8 protein-coding genes are annotated in these 13,585 nt (G+C 71.8%); 3 read left to right on the forward strand and 5 right to left on the reverse strand.

What is annotated here, in order from left to right; translation table 11 throughout:
* Window positions 1-30: 30 nt before the first annotated feature.
* The 3 genes from OIE69_RS26260 to OIE69_RS26270 all read right to left on the reverse strand — a co-directional run bounded on the left by OIE69_RS26260 (window position 31) and on the right by OIE69_RS26270 (window position 4,671).
* Window positions 31-1,068 carry a ribonucleotide-diphosphate reductase subunit beta gene (locus tag OIE69_RS26260; protein ID WP_326576171.1) on the reverse strand — a complete coding sequence of 346 codons (1,038 nt, stop codon included), beginning with the start codon at window positions 1,066-1,068 and terminating at the stop codon, window positions 31-33.
* Between the two features lie 161 nt (window positions 1,069-1,229).
* Complete coding sequence (locus tag OIE69_RS26265) at window positions 1,230-2,921, reverse strand: AMP-binding protein (protein WP_326576172.1); 1,692 nt, start codon at window positions 2,919-2,921, stop codon at window positions 1,230-1,232.
* Window positions 2,922-3,219: 298 nt separating this feature from the next.
* Window positions 3,220-4,671, reverse strand: coding sequence for an MFS transporter (locus tag OIE69_RS26270; RefSeq protein ID WP_326576173.1), 1,452 nt, complete (start codon window positions 4,669-4,671; stop codon window positions 3,220-3,222).
* A gap of 115 nt (window positions 4,672-4,786) precedes the next feature.
* Between OIE69_RS26270 and OIE69_RS26275 the strand changes: the two genes are divergently transcribed.
* Window positions 4,787-5,236, forward strand: coding sequence for a MarR family winged helix-turn-helix transcriptional regulator (locus tag OIE69_RS26275; protein WP_326576174.1), 450 nt, complete (start codon window positions 4,787-4,789; stop codon window positions 5,234-5,236).
* Window positions 5,237-5,318: 82 nt separating this feature from the next.
* On the opposite strand, the gene OIE69_RS26280 is transcribed toward OIE69_RS26275, so the two are convergent.
* A complete protein-coding gene (locus tag OIE69_RS26280) occupies window positions 5,319-6,902 on the reverse strand; it encodes an NADH-ubiquinone oxidoreductase-F iron-sulfur binding region domain-containing protein (protein ID WP_326576175.1) in 1,584 nt (527 codons plus the stop codon).
* Window positions 6,899-8,047: a cytochrome b/b6 domain-containing protein gene (locus OIE69_RS26285; RefSeq protein WP_326576176.1), complete on the reverse strand. Its 1,149-nt coding sequence runs from the start codon at window positions 8,045-8,047 to the stop codon at window positions 6,899-6,901. The genes OIE69_RS26280 and OIE69_RS26285 overlap by 4 nt, the downstream gene beginning before the upstream one ends.
* A 336-nt stretch (window positions 8,048-8,383) precedes the next feature.
* On the opposite strand from OIE69_RS26285, the gene OIE69_RS26290 reads away from it, so the two are divergent.
* Both OIE69_RS26290 and leuS read left to right on the forward strand, forming a co-directional pair.
* Window positions 8,384-10,354, forward strand: a complete 1,971-nt coding sequence (locus OIE69_RS26290; RefSeq protein ID WP_326576177.1) for a S53 family peptidase — start codon at window positions 8,384-8,386, stop codon at window positions 10,352-10,354.
* A 258-nt stretch (window positions 10,355-10,612) separates the two neighbouring features.
* Window positions 10,613-13,468, forward strand: coding sequence for a leucine--tRNA ligase (leuS, locus tag OIE69_RS26295; protein ID WP_326576178.1), 2,856 nt, complete (start codon window positions 10,613-10,615; stop codon window positions 13,466-13,468).
* Window positions 13,469-13,585 lie beyond the last annotated feature (117 nt).

A 13,585-nucleotide genomic window follows, 5' to 3' on the forward strand; every position in this document is an offset into this window, starting at 1 on the left:
ACTTTCCTGAGAGGGGTACCGAGGGGTGGTTCACCGGGCGGCGGCGCGGGCCGCGGCGGCACGGATCGGGTGCGGCGCCGACCACCGCTCCTCGTAGGCCGACAGCGCCTTGTCGATCTCCTGGCGCCAGGCCCGCCCGGCGCGGTCGGCCAGTTCGGGCAGGCCGATCAGGCGCAGCTGCTTGACCAGCCGCTCCTCGCCGATGTCGACGGCGCCCTGCAACTGCGCGGCCCGGCTGGCGAGCGCGGCGGGGATGGCGGGCGAGGGGTTGTGCCGGGCCGGGCCGACGAGCACCCAGGCCGCCATGCCGATCGCCTCGAAGTGGGCGTCCTCGACCACCCGGCCGTATCCGCGCGCCACGCCGTCCTCGGCGGCGCGCAGCCCGAACGAGACATGCCGGGACTCGTCGCGGGTGACGTTGGTGAGCCCCTCCTCCAGGGCGGCCAGTCGCAGCCGCCGGGCGAGGAAGCGGGTGGTGCGCAGCGCGGTGGCGGCCAGTACGCCCTCGGTGATCAGGTGGTAGTAGACCAGGGCGCGGTACCAGGACTCGGTGTCGCCGCTGCGCCGGACCTCCGAGGTGACCCTGGTGAGCTCGGGGGCGAAGACCTTGGCGTAGTCGGCTGCGGCCTCCAGCTCGCCGCCCTCCGCGGCGTCGAGGTCGATGCCGCAGGCGTCCTCCAGGTAGGTCTGGAAGAACCGCACGTGGCGTGCCTCGTCGGCGAGCTGGGTGCACAGGTAGATGCGGTCGTCCTCGGTCGGCGGGCTGTCGATCAGCGTGCCGAGGGTGTGGGTCACCGCGACCTCGCCGACCTCCAGTTCGGCCAGCGCGCCCAGCATCTGCTGCCGCATGAAGGGGGTGAGGGCGTTCCAGCGCTCCACGTCACGGGCCGGCCTGACCTCGGCGACGCTCCACTGCTGGCGCTCCCAGCGGCGGTAGAGGTCGGCGGAGGTGGCGAGCCGGCCCTGCCGCTCCTGGCCCTCCTCGTGCTCGTCGGCGCCGGTTTCCGCGGTGATGTCGGGGACGTGACCCTGGCCGGGGCCGGTGTCCGTGGTGGTGGCGGTCGTCATTGCACTCTTCTCCTTGTCGGAATTCGCGTCGTCAGGGCATGCGTGACCGCGGCGGGAACGCGGCGGAATTCACGGATGCCGGACAGGAATCGCCACGACTGCGGCGCGCGTGCCGGGAATCCCGGGAATGCCGGAGCGCCGGACGCGCGGGACGCGTCGGGTCAGCCGGTGACGGGGGCGGCGGGAGCCGTGCCGTGCACGACCTCCCCGAGGGCCGCCCCGTCCTGGAAGCGGTGCCAGAGCAGGCGCCGGCGCGGCTTGCCGCTGGAGGTGCGGGGGATGCCGCCCCGTGCGGCGCGGACCACGGTGACCCTGACGGTGTCGTCGGTGGCGGCGCGGATCACGGCGAGGGCGCCGTCGAGCCAGCCGGAGTCCCCCGTTTCGACGACGGCCACCACGTGGTGGGCCTCGCCGGTCGTACCGAGGGCGACGGCGCAGCGTCCGGAGGGGATGCCGTCGACCGCGGTGAGCGCGGTCTCGAGGTCCTCCGCGTGCACCTTGCGACCCCGGACCTTGATGCTGTCACCGACCCGTCCGACCACGAACAGCTCGCCCTCCAGCAGGAATCCGGCGTCGCCGGTACGCAGGCCGTCGCCCGTGAAGTTCGACGAGGCGTCCGGTACGCAGGAGCGGTAGCCGCCGGCCACGGACGTCCCCCGGACGCGGATCTCGCCGAAGTGCCCCTCGGGGAGCGCCGCGCCGTCCTCGTCGACGATGTCCACGCCGGCGCCCGGCACCGCCGGGCCGCAGGACGTCAGCCAGTTCGCCCCGCCGTCGGGGTGGACGGTCCCCAGCTGTCCCCGGTCGGTGGGCACGACGGGCCGGCCGGTGTGCAGTCCGCCCTTCAGCCGTACCGTGCGCGCCCCGGAGCCCGGCCTGACGCCCGAGACGGCCAGGGTGGCCTCGGCGAGGCCGTAGCAGGGGGCGAAGGCGGTGGTGCGGAAGCCGTGCGGGGCCAGCAGCGCGGCGAACGCGGCGGCGGCCCGGGGGTCGATGCGCTCCGCCCCGTTCATGGCGACCCGCCAGTGGGAGAAGTCCATTCCCTCCAGGTCCTGCGGGCGGACGCGTTTCGCGGTGTAGCCGTATCCGAAGTTGGGGGCGGTGGTCATGGTCGCGCCGTGCCGGCCGTGCGCCTCCAGCCAGCGCAGCGGGTTCCTCACGAAGTCCAGGGGCGACATGAGCCAGAGGTCGATCCGGGCCGTGAGCGAACCGAGGAACGTCCCGATGAGCCCCATGTCGTGGTAGAGCGGGAGCCAGGAGGAGCAGGAGTCGGCGGCGGTTGTGCCCAGCCACTCGTGAATGCTCCGGACGTTCGCCGCCAGATTGTCCCGGGACACGCGGACACCCTTCGGCGAACCGCTGGAACCGGAGGTGAACTGCAGCAGCCCGAGTTCCGCCGGCGTGCGTCGCGCGGAATCATCGGCCGATAATCCGGCCGACTCCTCGAGAAGTACCACGGAGCCGCCGTCGAGTTGCGCCGAGGTCTTCTCCGCTATTTCCGCGAGGGACGCGTCGGACAGGATCAGAGCCGGTTCCGCGACTTTCAGGATGTCCGTGACGTGCTCGGTGTACCGATCATTTCCCTGGAAAGTGAGGGGCGAGGCGATCGGAGCCGGGGTGAGGCCGGCCAGCATGGTGCCCAGGAAGGCGGGTGCGAAGTCACGCACCTCGTTGACCAGCAGAGACACCACGTCGCCGGGCTGTGGGCCGTGAGTGTGGAGTAAGGACGCCACCCGGTGGGCCTCGCCGGCCAGTGTGCTGTGGGAAACGAACGACCAGCCGGTCCCGGAATCGGAGAAGTGGATTCCCCGGTCGTCGGCGGCATGGTCGATCCAATCGAGAACGGTGTGCACCAGGTCCCCCCGTGGTCACTGATCTACGAGCCGGAAATGGTCGTTCCCGAAGTTCCGGCCCTGCCGCGACCGAGTCTGCCACGGGGAGGGGTTGACTGCAAGGAAATTGTTTGCGCCGACCCATTGGTAATGATCGGAGGGAGCGGATTGGTTTATTCCTTGAATTCTTTCCGGAATGTTTTCCTCCGTCGTTCGCCGAGTAATCGTGGGGAATGTTGACGGAAAACGGGAGGATGGCGGCCGGGAGAACGATTCAACGTTCTCCCGGCCGCCTGTCTCCGGGCCTCCGGCGGGGGTCTCAGGAACCGGAGACCTCCGCCGGCGTCTGCGCGCCCGCCTCCTGCCGGGGGACGGCCGCGGGGGTCCGGTCGGTGAGTCCCAGGGCGGCGAGCGCCGCCACGACGGTGACCGCCGTGCACACCCGGTACAGGTCGTGGAAGGCGTCGATACCCGGCGCCGAGTGCGCGGCCATGATGGCGGCGAGCATCGCCGTCCCCAGGGCGCCGCCGATCTGGCGCGCGGTGAGGTTCATGCCCACCCCGGCCGCGAACTGCAGCGGCGGCAGCGCGGTCGCGGCGATGGACGACAGTGAGGTGACCGCGAAGCCGAGGCCGCCGCCGCCCAGGAGTCCGGTCGGTACCCAGGCACCCCAGAAGTCGGGGTCCGGGCCCAGGAAGCCACTGCCCATCAGCGCGGTGCAGGCGGCGAACATGAGCGCGCCGAGGATCACCAGCCGCCGGTGCGCGGCCGGTTCGGAGGCCCGCCCGGCGATGGTCGAGGTGACCATGGAGGCGACCGCGCCGACGCTCATCGCTCCGGCGGCCTCCATGATGCTCCAGTGCCACACGCCGGTGGCGAAGAGCGCGCCCGCCAACAGCCAGGCGAACATCGACACGCCAAAGACCGCGGAGACACCGTTGACCACGGCGTACTTCCGGCTCTTCCACAGCTCGGTGGCGATGGCCGGGGACGCGTGCCGCCGTGACCTGAGCACCGCGAAGGCACCCAGGGCGAGTCCGCCGGCGAGCAGCCCGAGCGTGCGGGCGCTCGTCCAGCCCCAGGAGTCGCCCTCGGTGAGGGAGGCCACGACCAGGCCGATGCCGAGCGCGAGCGACGCGGTGCCGACGACGTCGGGAAGCCTGCTGCCCGTCGCGGGCCGGTGGCGGGGGAGCGCCCTCAGTCCGGCGACGGCCAGCAGGACACCGATGGGCACGTTGATGTAGAAGACCGCTCGCCAGCTCATCTGCTCCACGAGCACGCCGCCGACGGCCGGGCCGACCACGGCGGAGAAACCCGCCACCGCCGACCAGGTGCCGATCGCCTTGATCAGCTTCTCCAGCGGGGTCGAGGACATGATCAGGCTGAGCGCCGAGGGGATCATCCCCGCCGCCAGCGCGCCCTGCGCGAACCGCGCCACGATGAGCCACTCGGGGCCGGTGGCCGCGCCGCAGGCCAGTGAGGCGAGCGTGAAGCCGGTCAGCGACCAGAGGAAGACCCTGGTGCGCCCGACGGTGTCGGCAAGCCGTCCCGCCGGGGTCAGTACGGCGGCGAACATCACCGCGTAACCGCTGACCACCCAGGTCAGCGTGGCCATCCCGGTGTCGGGGAACTTCTCGATGATCTTGGGGAACGCGATGTTCACGACGGACAGGTCGAGGAACGCCATGAAGGTCGCGCCCGAGCAGAGGAGCAGCACCAGGCCCGGATTGACCTCGGGCCCTTCCTGCCCACTCTCTAAGCGATCGGACATAGTGCGGCACACCTCCGGTGAGCGGGTACGCGGAACTGCCGAGGGCCGGCCGTCTCGGGTAGAATCGACAGGGCCCTTACGTTCTTAGCGTGCCAAGAACGTAAGGTTCCTGTCAATGCGAGGGGAGACCTGGGTGGACGCCGACATCGATGAGCTCTGTCTGAGCTTCCTGGTCCGTCAGGCGTGGCTGAACATGCGCGGGGCCATGGACGGTGCCTTGTCGGGGCTCGGACTGTCCGTCGCCCAGTACGCCTCCTTGCTCGTGCTCGCGGACCAGCCGGGCATCACCATCGCCGACCTGGCCCGGGCCGTGGCCAGCACCCGTCAGTCGGCCAACGAACTGCTCGCCGGGCTCGCCGACCAGGGTCTGGTCGAGCGCCGGCGGCACCCCACGGACGGCCGCAGCCAGCAGGTCTTCCTGACCGACGCCGGGCGCGGGCGCCTCGAGGAGGCCCGGCCCGTGGTGCGCGAACGCGAACGGGAACTCGAGGCCGGGTTCAGCCAGGAGGAGCGCCGGCTGGCCCGGCAGTGGCTCAGGCGCATGACCGGCGACCGGCCGGAATGAGCGCGGTGCCGGCCCGCCGGCCGGCGCGGACGCACGAGGGGCCCGGCACCACCAAGGTGCCGGGCCCCTCGTGCGCCCGCGGTCAGCGGCGCCCGCCCTCCTCCATGCGCAGCGCCAGCGCCGGGCAGCGGGCCACCGCGCGCTGCGCGGCCGCGTCCAGGTGCGGCGGTACCGGCGTGCCGGCGATGTCGGGGTAGCCGTCCCGATCCAGCCGTACGATCTCCGGCAGCACGCCGGCGCACAGGCCGTGGCCCTTGCACAGCGTCCAGTCGACGTTCAGCCGCTTGTTGCTGGGCGCCGCGGCCGCGGCGCCCGCGGAGCCGCCGCCGCGCAGCATCGGGGGGTCGGACTTCAGCAGCGGCAGCACGCCCACCGTGGGACGGCCGCAGCCGCCGCCGAGGACGTGGGCGGCGAGGTCGTCGGTGAAGGCGTTGATGCTGGACATCACAAAGCGCATCGAGCCGTCGGGGTGCTTGCACACGCCGCGCCCCTTGACCGCCACCGCGGTCTGCCGCAGCTGCTCCAGCGCGGCCTGTCCGCCGCCGTTGAGCACGTCCTGGAGCAGCCCTGCCATACGGGGCAGTCCGAGGCGGCACGGCCCGCACTGGCCGGCCGTCTCGGCGGCGAGCCACTGGGCGACCAGCAGCGACTCGCCGAGCGGGCACAGTCCCGGGTCCAGCGGCAGCAGGGCGCCGGCGCCCAGGGTGGCCTTGTGGGCCTCCAGGCTCTCCCTGGCTATCGTCACCATCGAGGCGACGCTGGGGTCGATCCAGGCGCCGTGGTAGCCGCCGACGAGCACGCCCTGACCCGGATTCCCGCCGCACATCTGCAGGATGTACGACATGGGGACGCCGGTCGGGGTCTCCACGACCGTCTGCCGGGGCACCGAGCCGGAGACGGTCAGCATGGCGGTGCCGGGCTCGCCGGGGGCGCCCGCGGAGCCGAAGCGGATCGCTCCCATGCGGGCGCCGATGGCCAGTTGGGTGAAGGTCTCGGTGTTGGAGAAGAGCGTCGGCATCCCGCCGAGGCCGGACTCGCTCGCGCTCACCTTCTTGCCGGGCGGCAGGGGGAGGCCGCCGTTGGCCGCCGAGATGATGCCCGAGGACTCGCCCGACACGAAGCGCTCCGGCATCCGTACGATCCGGGCCCTCAGCTGGCGGCCGCGCTTGGTGCCGAGGCCGCGCTCGGCCAGGGCGTCGCGCACGGACTGTTCGTTGGTGTCGCGGGTGACGCTGATGACCAGTTCACGGGCGCCGAGGATCTCGGCGCACAGCAGGGCGCCGTCCAGCATGAGATGCGGGGCGCGGCGCAGGATGACCGCGTCCTTGCGGCAGGCCGGTTCGCCCTCGCAGCCGTTGACCATCACGGCGGTCGGGGTGCCGCGCCGGCGCGCGGCCTCGCCGACGGCCTTGAGCTTCTTGTAGAAGGGGAAACCCGCTCCGCCGCGGCCGCGCAGTCCCATCAGCTCGGCGAGGTCGAGCAGTTCGCCCTCGGTCAGGCTCGGCATGGAACCGTGCACGTTCAGATGGGTCACCCGGTCCAGGCGCTCCACCTCGTCGAAACCCGCGGTGATCCGGGGCAGCCCGACGGTACGCACGTCGGGGAGCACGTCACCCGCCCCCGAGCGAGGGGCGGGTGACCGGTCCGGTATGGCGGGAACGCTCATCGTTGTCCTTCATAGGGCCCGGGCGTGGACTGCTGCCAGGCGATCGGCTGGAGCCGGTCGGCCCCCAGCGGATCCACGTCCTGTGCGCCGCCCTGCAAGGGCGTGCCCCACGCGGGGGTGCCGTCCCAGCCGGTCTGCTGGGGCTGCTGCTGGTACGGCACCTGCGGTTGCTGCGGGTACGCCGCCTGGGGTTCGGCGGGTACCTGCGGCATCTGCATCGTGGCGGCCGCGGGATCCAAGCCGAGAGTACGGTCCGGTGCCGGGGGAGGGACAGCCGTGTACTGCTGGGCGGTGGGGAAGTTGGGCAGCGGCGGCAGCGGCTGGCTGTAGGCGCTGGCCAGGCTGGGCCCGGTCTCCTCGCGCGGCACGGCGCGCCGGCGGCCCGAACCGCCCCGGGACGCGGCCCGTTCGCCGCCGAGCTTGCGGAAGGAGGCGGAGCGTTCCCGGGTCTCGGGGAAGAGCGCCTCGCCACGGGTCCTGCGGAGGCGGTAGATCAGGCCGATGGCGACACCCACCAGGCAGATCCCGTAGGCCACGACGATCCATGACTTGGCCGAACGCCCGGACTGCAGGCCGTGGATCAGCGCCATGCACCAGGAGGCGTAGGCGGTGCTGTGCAGGATGCGCCACCGCACGGGGTGGCGGTTGGCGGCGAAGACACTGCGCATGGCGCCCGTGGCGGCGGCGAGGATCATCAGGTAGGCGGCGAGCACGCCGAGGGCGATGAGCCCGTCCCGGCCGGTCACGCCGAGGGGGAGGAAGGCGCCGGCGGTGGTGACCCGTACCTCGACGATCTTCGTGGTCACGTGCAGGATCAGGAACCCGATCGCGGCGACGCCCAGACCGCGGTGGATGCCCTGGGTGAGCAGACGTTCGCGGGGCCCGAGGAAGACGGTGTCGGTGGACACCAGGCCCCAGATGACGGTGCAGCTCAGGGAGACGAGGGTGAGGACGCCGGCGCCGAAGTCCAGGAACGCCCGCAGGTACGGCCCCGCGGTGACGGCGAGGACGAGCAGGGCGGCGGCGGTGCCGGCGATCGCCCAGGCGCGGGGCGACCGTGCGGCGCGAAGGGCCCCGGACAGGATGTCGCTCGCCGGTATCGGGGGGGTCCGGCGACCGTCCGGGGACTGTCGGTTGGTGCGCATGGGGCAGACGCTAACCCCTGCGGGTGGTCAGAACGATCGTCTTTCGACAACCCGGGATGAGGATCATTACGAACTGCTAACGTTGGTTTGTTCGGGCTCCGTTCGGCAAGGATGATCGGCCCCTTCTCGGAGCGTCCGGTCTCCGGCACCATATGTCCGCATTCCGGATCGGATCGCCCTCCCAATTGCCCTTTCGTGGGCCTTCTTTGAGTCCTTCTTGGCGAACACATGTACCTGGCATGAGCTGTTCATCGCGAGAGTGGCGTGGCGGTCTCCGCGCGCAGCCGGTTCCGGCGCGCCGCCACTCCGCGAGAACTTCACACAGCAGGGGGTCACATGAGTTCAACCCGCTCGAGAAAGCGGGCCGGCCTGGCCCTGGCGGCGACACTGCCGCTGGTCGCCGGCGCTCTGGCGATGGGCATACCCACCGCGCAGGCCGACGCGCCGCACGGACGGCACGGCCTGGCCGGCAGCAAGCCGGTCTGGGCCACCGCAAAGGCCGACAGGGGCGCCACGGCCGACTCGGCCGAGGTCACCCTCCGGGTCTACCTCGCCGGCCGCGACGCCCAGGGCCTGGCGGCCTACGCCAAGGCGGTTTCCGACCCCGGTTCCGCCTCGTACGGCGCGTTCCTCTCGGCCGAGCAGGCCAAGGCCCGCTTCGGCGCCACCGCGCAGCAGGTCGCCCAGACCCGGCAGTGGCTGGAGTCCTCCGGGCTCCGGGTCACCGGCGCCGACGACCACTACCTGACCGTCACCGGCGACGTCGCCGACGCGGAGAAGGCGTTCGGCACCCAGCTCCACAACTACGCGAAGGGCGCCAAGACCTACCACGCCCCGACCGGAACGGCCTCGGTGCCCGCCTCCCTGGACGGCGCGGTGCTCACGGTCACCGGCCTGGACAACTCCCCGCGGCGCGCACGGCACCAGGACACGCTGCCGCCGCCCGGCGCCGTCTTCAAGAACGCCGGCCCCTTCTCCACGTACTACGGGTCGAACACCGACAAGAAGCTGCCGGTCGCCTACGGCACGCGCGCCCCCTACGCCGTCAAGGGCTACACGGGCAGGCAGCTGCGCGCGGCCTACGGAGCCGGCTCGTACAACGGCAAGGGCGTCACCGTCGCCATCACCGACGCGTTCGCCTCCCCGACGATCGTCGCCGACGCCAAGAAGTACGCGGCCCGCAACGGCGACGCGGCCTACAAGCGGGGCCAGCTCTCCCAGGTGCTGCCGGGCGACTACCGCTACACGAGCCCCGACGAGTGCGACGCCTCCGGCTGGTACGGCGAGGAGACCCTGGACGTCGAGGCGGTGCACGCGGTCGCCCCGGCCGCCGACATCACCTACGTCGGCGCCGCCTCCTGCACCGACGACGACCTGCTCGACGCGCTCGGCAAGATCGTCGACCACCGGCTCGCCGACATCGTCTCCAACTCGTGGGGCGACCTCGAGTCCAACGAGACGCCGGACATCGCCGCCGCCTACGACCAGATCTTCCAGATCGGCGCGGTCGAGGGCATCGGCTTCTACTTCTCCTCCGGCGACGCGGGCGACAACGTCGCGAACCCCCTGGGGACCGGCGCGAAGCAGGTCGACACCCCGGCGAACTCCCCCTGGGTCACCTCCGTGGGCGGCACCTCGCTCGCCGTCGGCAAGGGCGACAAGTACCAGTGGGAGACCGGCTGGGGCACCCTGAAGGCGACGCTGGCCGAGGACGGCTCGAGCTGGACGGCCTTCCCCGGCGGCTACACCTCCGGCGCGGGCGGCGGTACCAGCAAGCTGTACGCGCAGCCGTTCTACCAGCGCGGCGTCGTCCCCGACTCGCTCGCCCGGGCCAACGGCGGCACGGTCAGGCAGCGCGTCGAGCCCGACATCGCCGCCGTCGCCGACCCGAACACCGGCTTCCTCGTCGGCCAGACGCAGGCCTTCCCGGACGGGTCTTTCCAGTACAGCGAGTACCGGATCGGCGGCACCTCGCTCGCCGCCCCGGTGATCGCGGGCGTCCAGGCGCTGGCGCAGCAGGCCCGGCACGGTGTGCCGATCGGCTTCGCCAACCCGCTGATCTACGACCGCTACGGCACCGGCGCCTACCACGACGTGACCGACCACCCGCTGGGCCGCGGCAAGGACCTCGCGGTGGTCCGCGTGGACTACGCCAACGGCTTCGACGCGGCGGACGGCACGATCACCTCGCTCCGCAGCCTCGGCAAGGACAGCTCGCTGTCCGCGGTCGTCGGCTACGACGATGTGACCGGCGTCGGCACCCCGGCGCGCGGCTACCTCGACACGTACAAGCCGCACCACCGCTGAGCACGGCCGGAAACGGCACGGAAGGGCCCGCACCGGGGGGAACCTCGGTGCGGGCCCTTCCCGCTCTGGGGTACCCTGACCCCATGCGTGCCGTACGCCTTCTGCTTAGTGAGCCGTGCTGACCAGGATCGATGTCAGTGCGGCGCCCCTCCTGTGCGAGGGGCTTTTTCGTTTCCGCAGCTCCGCGGTTCCGCAGGCAGATGCCCGTACGGCGGCCGGGCCGCAGGCCGTCATGACAGCGATGGAGTACGAAGGACGATGAGCGAGACCACCCCCGCCGCGGAGGCGGCTGCGCCCCACCGCTACACGGCCGCCCTGGCCGCCGACATCGAGAGCCGCTGGCAGGACTTCTGGGACGAGCACCAGACCTTCGCCGCGCCCAACCCCATCGGTGACCTGGCCGGGGACGGCGAGTCGGCCAAGCCCAAGAAGTTCATCATGGACATGTTCCCGTACCCCTCGGGCGCGGGACTGCACGTCGGCCACCCGCTGGGCTACATCGCCACCGACGTCTTCGCCCGCTTCCAGCGGATGACCGGGCACAACGTGCTGCACACCCTGGGCTTCGACGCCTTCGGCCTGCCCGCCGAGCAGCACGCCGTGCAGACCGGCGAGCACCCTCGGGTCACCACCGAGGCCGCCATGAACAACATGAAGTCCCAGCTGCGCCGGCTGGGCCTGGGCCACGACAAGCGCCGGTCGTTCGCCACGATCGACCCGGACTACTACAAGTGGACCCAGTGGATCTTCCTGCAGATCTTCAACTCCTGGTACGACCCCCAGGCCGACCGCGCCCGCCCCATCGGTGAGCTGGTCGAGCAGTTCGAGAAGGGCGACCGGCGGACGCCCGACGGGCGTGCGTGGGCCGAGCTGACCCCCGTCGAGCGCGACGCCGTCCTGGGTGAGTACCGCCTGGCGTACGCCTCGGAGTCCCCGGTCAACTGGTGCCCCGGCCTGGGCACCGTGCTGGCCAACGAGGAGGTCACCGCCGACGGCCGCTCCGAGCGCGGCAACTTCCCCGTCTTCAAGGCCAAGCTGCGCCAGTGGATGATGCGCATCACCGCCTACGCGGACCGCCTGCTGACCGACCTGGACGCGCTGGACTGGCCCGAGGCGATCAAGCTGCAGCAGCGCAACTGGATCGGCCGCTCCGAGGGCGCCAAGGTCGGCTTCGCCGTCGAGGGCCACCCGGGGGAGCCGATCACCGTCTTCACCACCCGCCCGGACACCCTGTTCGGCGCCACCTACATGGTGCTGGCCCCCGAGCACCCGCTGGTCGACACCGTGGTGCCGGCCGCGTGGCCGGAGGGCACCAAGGACGCCTGGACCGGCGGCGCGGCCACCCCGGCCGAGGCCGTCGCGGAGTACCGCAGGCAGGCCCAGTCCAAGTCGGACGTCGAGCGGCAGACCGAGGGCAAGAACAAGACCGGCGTCTTCAGCGGCGCGTACGCCGTGAACCCGCTGACCGGCACCCGAGTCCCGGTCTTCGTCGCCGACTACGTCCTGATGGGCTACGGCACCGGCGCGATCATGGCCGTCCCCGGCCAGGACGAGCGTGACTGGGAGTTCGCCACCGTCTTCGACCTGCCCATCATCCGCACCGTCCGGCCGCCCGAGGGCTGGGAGGGCGAGGCGTACACGGGCCAGGGCCCGGCGATCAACTCCGCCAACGACGAGATCGACCTGAACGGCCTGGAGGTCGCCGACGCCAAGCGCAAGGTCATCGCGTACCTGGAGCAGCGCGGCATCGGCGAGGGCACCATCAACTTCCGCCTGCGCGACTGGCTGTTCAGCCGCCAGCGATACTGGGGCGAGCCCTTCCCCATCGTCTACGACGAGGACGGCGTCGCCCACGCCCTGCCCGACTCGATGCTGCCGCTGGAGCTGCCCGAGGTCGAGGACTACTCGCCGCGCACCTTCGACCCGGACGACGCCGACACCGTGCCGGAGACCCCGCTGTCCCGCAACGCGGAGTGGGTCCATGTCGAGCTGGACCTGGGCGACGGCCGGGGCGTGCGACCGTACCGCCGCGAGACCAACACCATGCCCAACTGGGCGGGTTCCTGCTGGTACGAGCTGCGCTACCTGGACCCGCACAACGACCGGCAGCTGGTCGACCCCGAGATCGAGCGGTACTGGATGGGTCCGCGGGAGGGGCAGCCGCACGGCGGTGTCGACCTGTACGTCGGCGGCGCAGAGCACGCGGTGCTGCACCTGCTGTACGCGCGCTTCTGGTCCAAGGTGCTGTTCGACCTGGGCCACGTCTCGTCCGTGGAGCCGTTCCACAAGCTGTTCAACCAGGGCATGATCCAGGCCTACGTCTACCGTGACAGCCGCGGCTTCCCCGTCCCGGCGGCCGAGGTCGAGGAGCGTGACGGCGGCTGGTGGTACGGCGGCGAGCAGGTCAAGCGCGAGCTGGGCAAGATGGGCAAGTCCCTGAAGAACGCCGTCACCCCGGACGAGATCGCCGCCGAGTACGGCGCCGACACCCTGCGCCTGTACGAGATGGCGATGGGCCCGCTGGACGTCTCCCGTCCCTGGGACACCCGCGCCGTCGTCGGCCAGTACCGGCTGCTGCAGCGGCTGTGGCGCAACGTCGTGGACGAGACGACCGGCGAGGTCACGGTGACCGGGGCCGAGCCGGACGAGGACACCCTGCGCGCCCTGCACAAGGCGATCGACGGCGTCCGCCAGGACCTGGAGGGCCTGCGCTTCAACACCGCCATCGCCAAGATCACCGAGCTGAACAACCACCTGACCAAGGCGGGCGGCCCCGTGCCGCGCTCGGTGGCCGAGCCCCTGGTGCTGCTGATCGCGCCGCTGGCCCCGCACATCGCCGAGGAGCTGTGGCGGCGGCTGGGGCACGACGGGTCCCTGGCGCACGAGGACCTGCCGGTGGCCGACCCGGCGTACGTGGTGGACGAGACCGTCACCTGCGTCGTGCAGATCAAGGGCAAGATCAAGGCCCGTCTGGAGGTGCCGCCGACGATCTCCGACGCGGACCTGGAGGTCCAGGCCCTGGCCGACCCGGCGGTCGTCGCCGCGCTGGACGGCGCGGGGGTCCGCAAGGTGATCGTGCGGGCGCCGAAGCTGGTGAACATCGTTCCGGCGTGACCGCGTGACCGCGTGACCGCGTGACCGCGTGACCGCGTGACCGCGTGACCGCGTGACCGCGTGACGGCCGGGTGGTGTGCGGCGGTCCGACGGCCGCCCTGATCACCCGGCCGGCGC

The sequence above is a fragment of the Actinacidiphila glaucinigra genome (assembly GCF_035918135.1).
Classification (GTDB): domain Bacteria; phylum Actinomycetota; class Actinomycetes; order Streptomycetales; family Streptomycetaceae; genus Actinacidiphila; species Actinacidiphila glaucinigra.

Coding starts and splice junctions, on each gene's coding strand:
- OIE69_RS26270 (WP_326576173.1), bottom strand. CDS start 4,671: ATGTCCGATCGCTTAGAGAGTGGGCAGGAAGGGCCCGAGGTCAATCCG.
- OIE69_RS26280 (WP_326576175.1), bottom strand. CDS start 6,902: ATGAGCGTTCCCGCCATACCGGACCGGTCACCCGCCCCTCGCTCGGGG.
- OIE69_RS26285 (WP_326576176.1), bottom strand. CDS start 8,047: ATGCGCACCAACCGACAGTCCCCGGACGGTCGCCGGACCCCCCCGATA.
- OIE69_RS26260 (WP_326576171.1), bottom strand. CDS start 1,068: ATGACGACCGCCACCACCACGGACACCGGCCCCGGCCAGGGTCACGTC.
- OIE69_RS26290 (WP_326576177.1), top strand. CDS start 8,384: ATGAGTTCAACCCGCTCGAGAAAGCGGGCCGGCCTGGCCCTGGCGGCG.
- OIE69_RS26275 (WP_326576174.1), top strand. CDS start 4,787: ATGCGAGGGGAGACCTGGGTGGACGCCGACATCGATGAGCTCTGTCTG.
- leuS (WP_326576178.1), top strand. CDS start 10,613: ATGAGCGAGACCACCCCCGCCGCGGAGGCGGCTGCGCCCCACCGCTAC.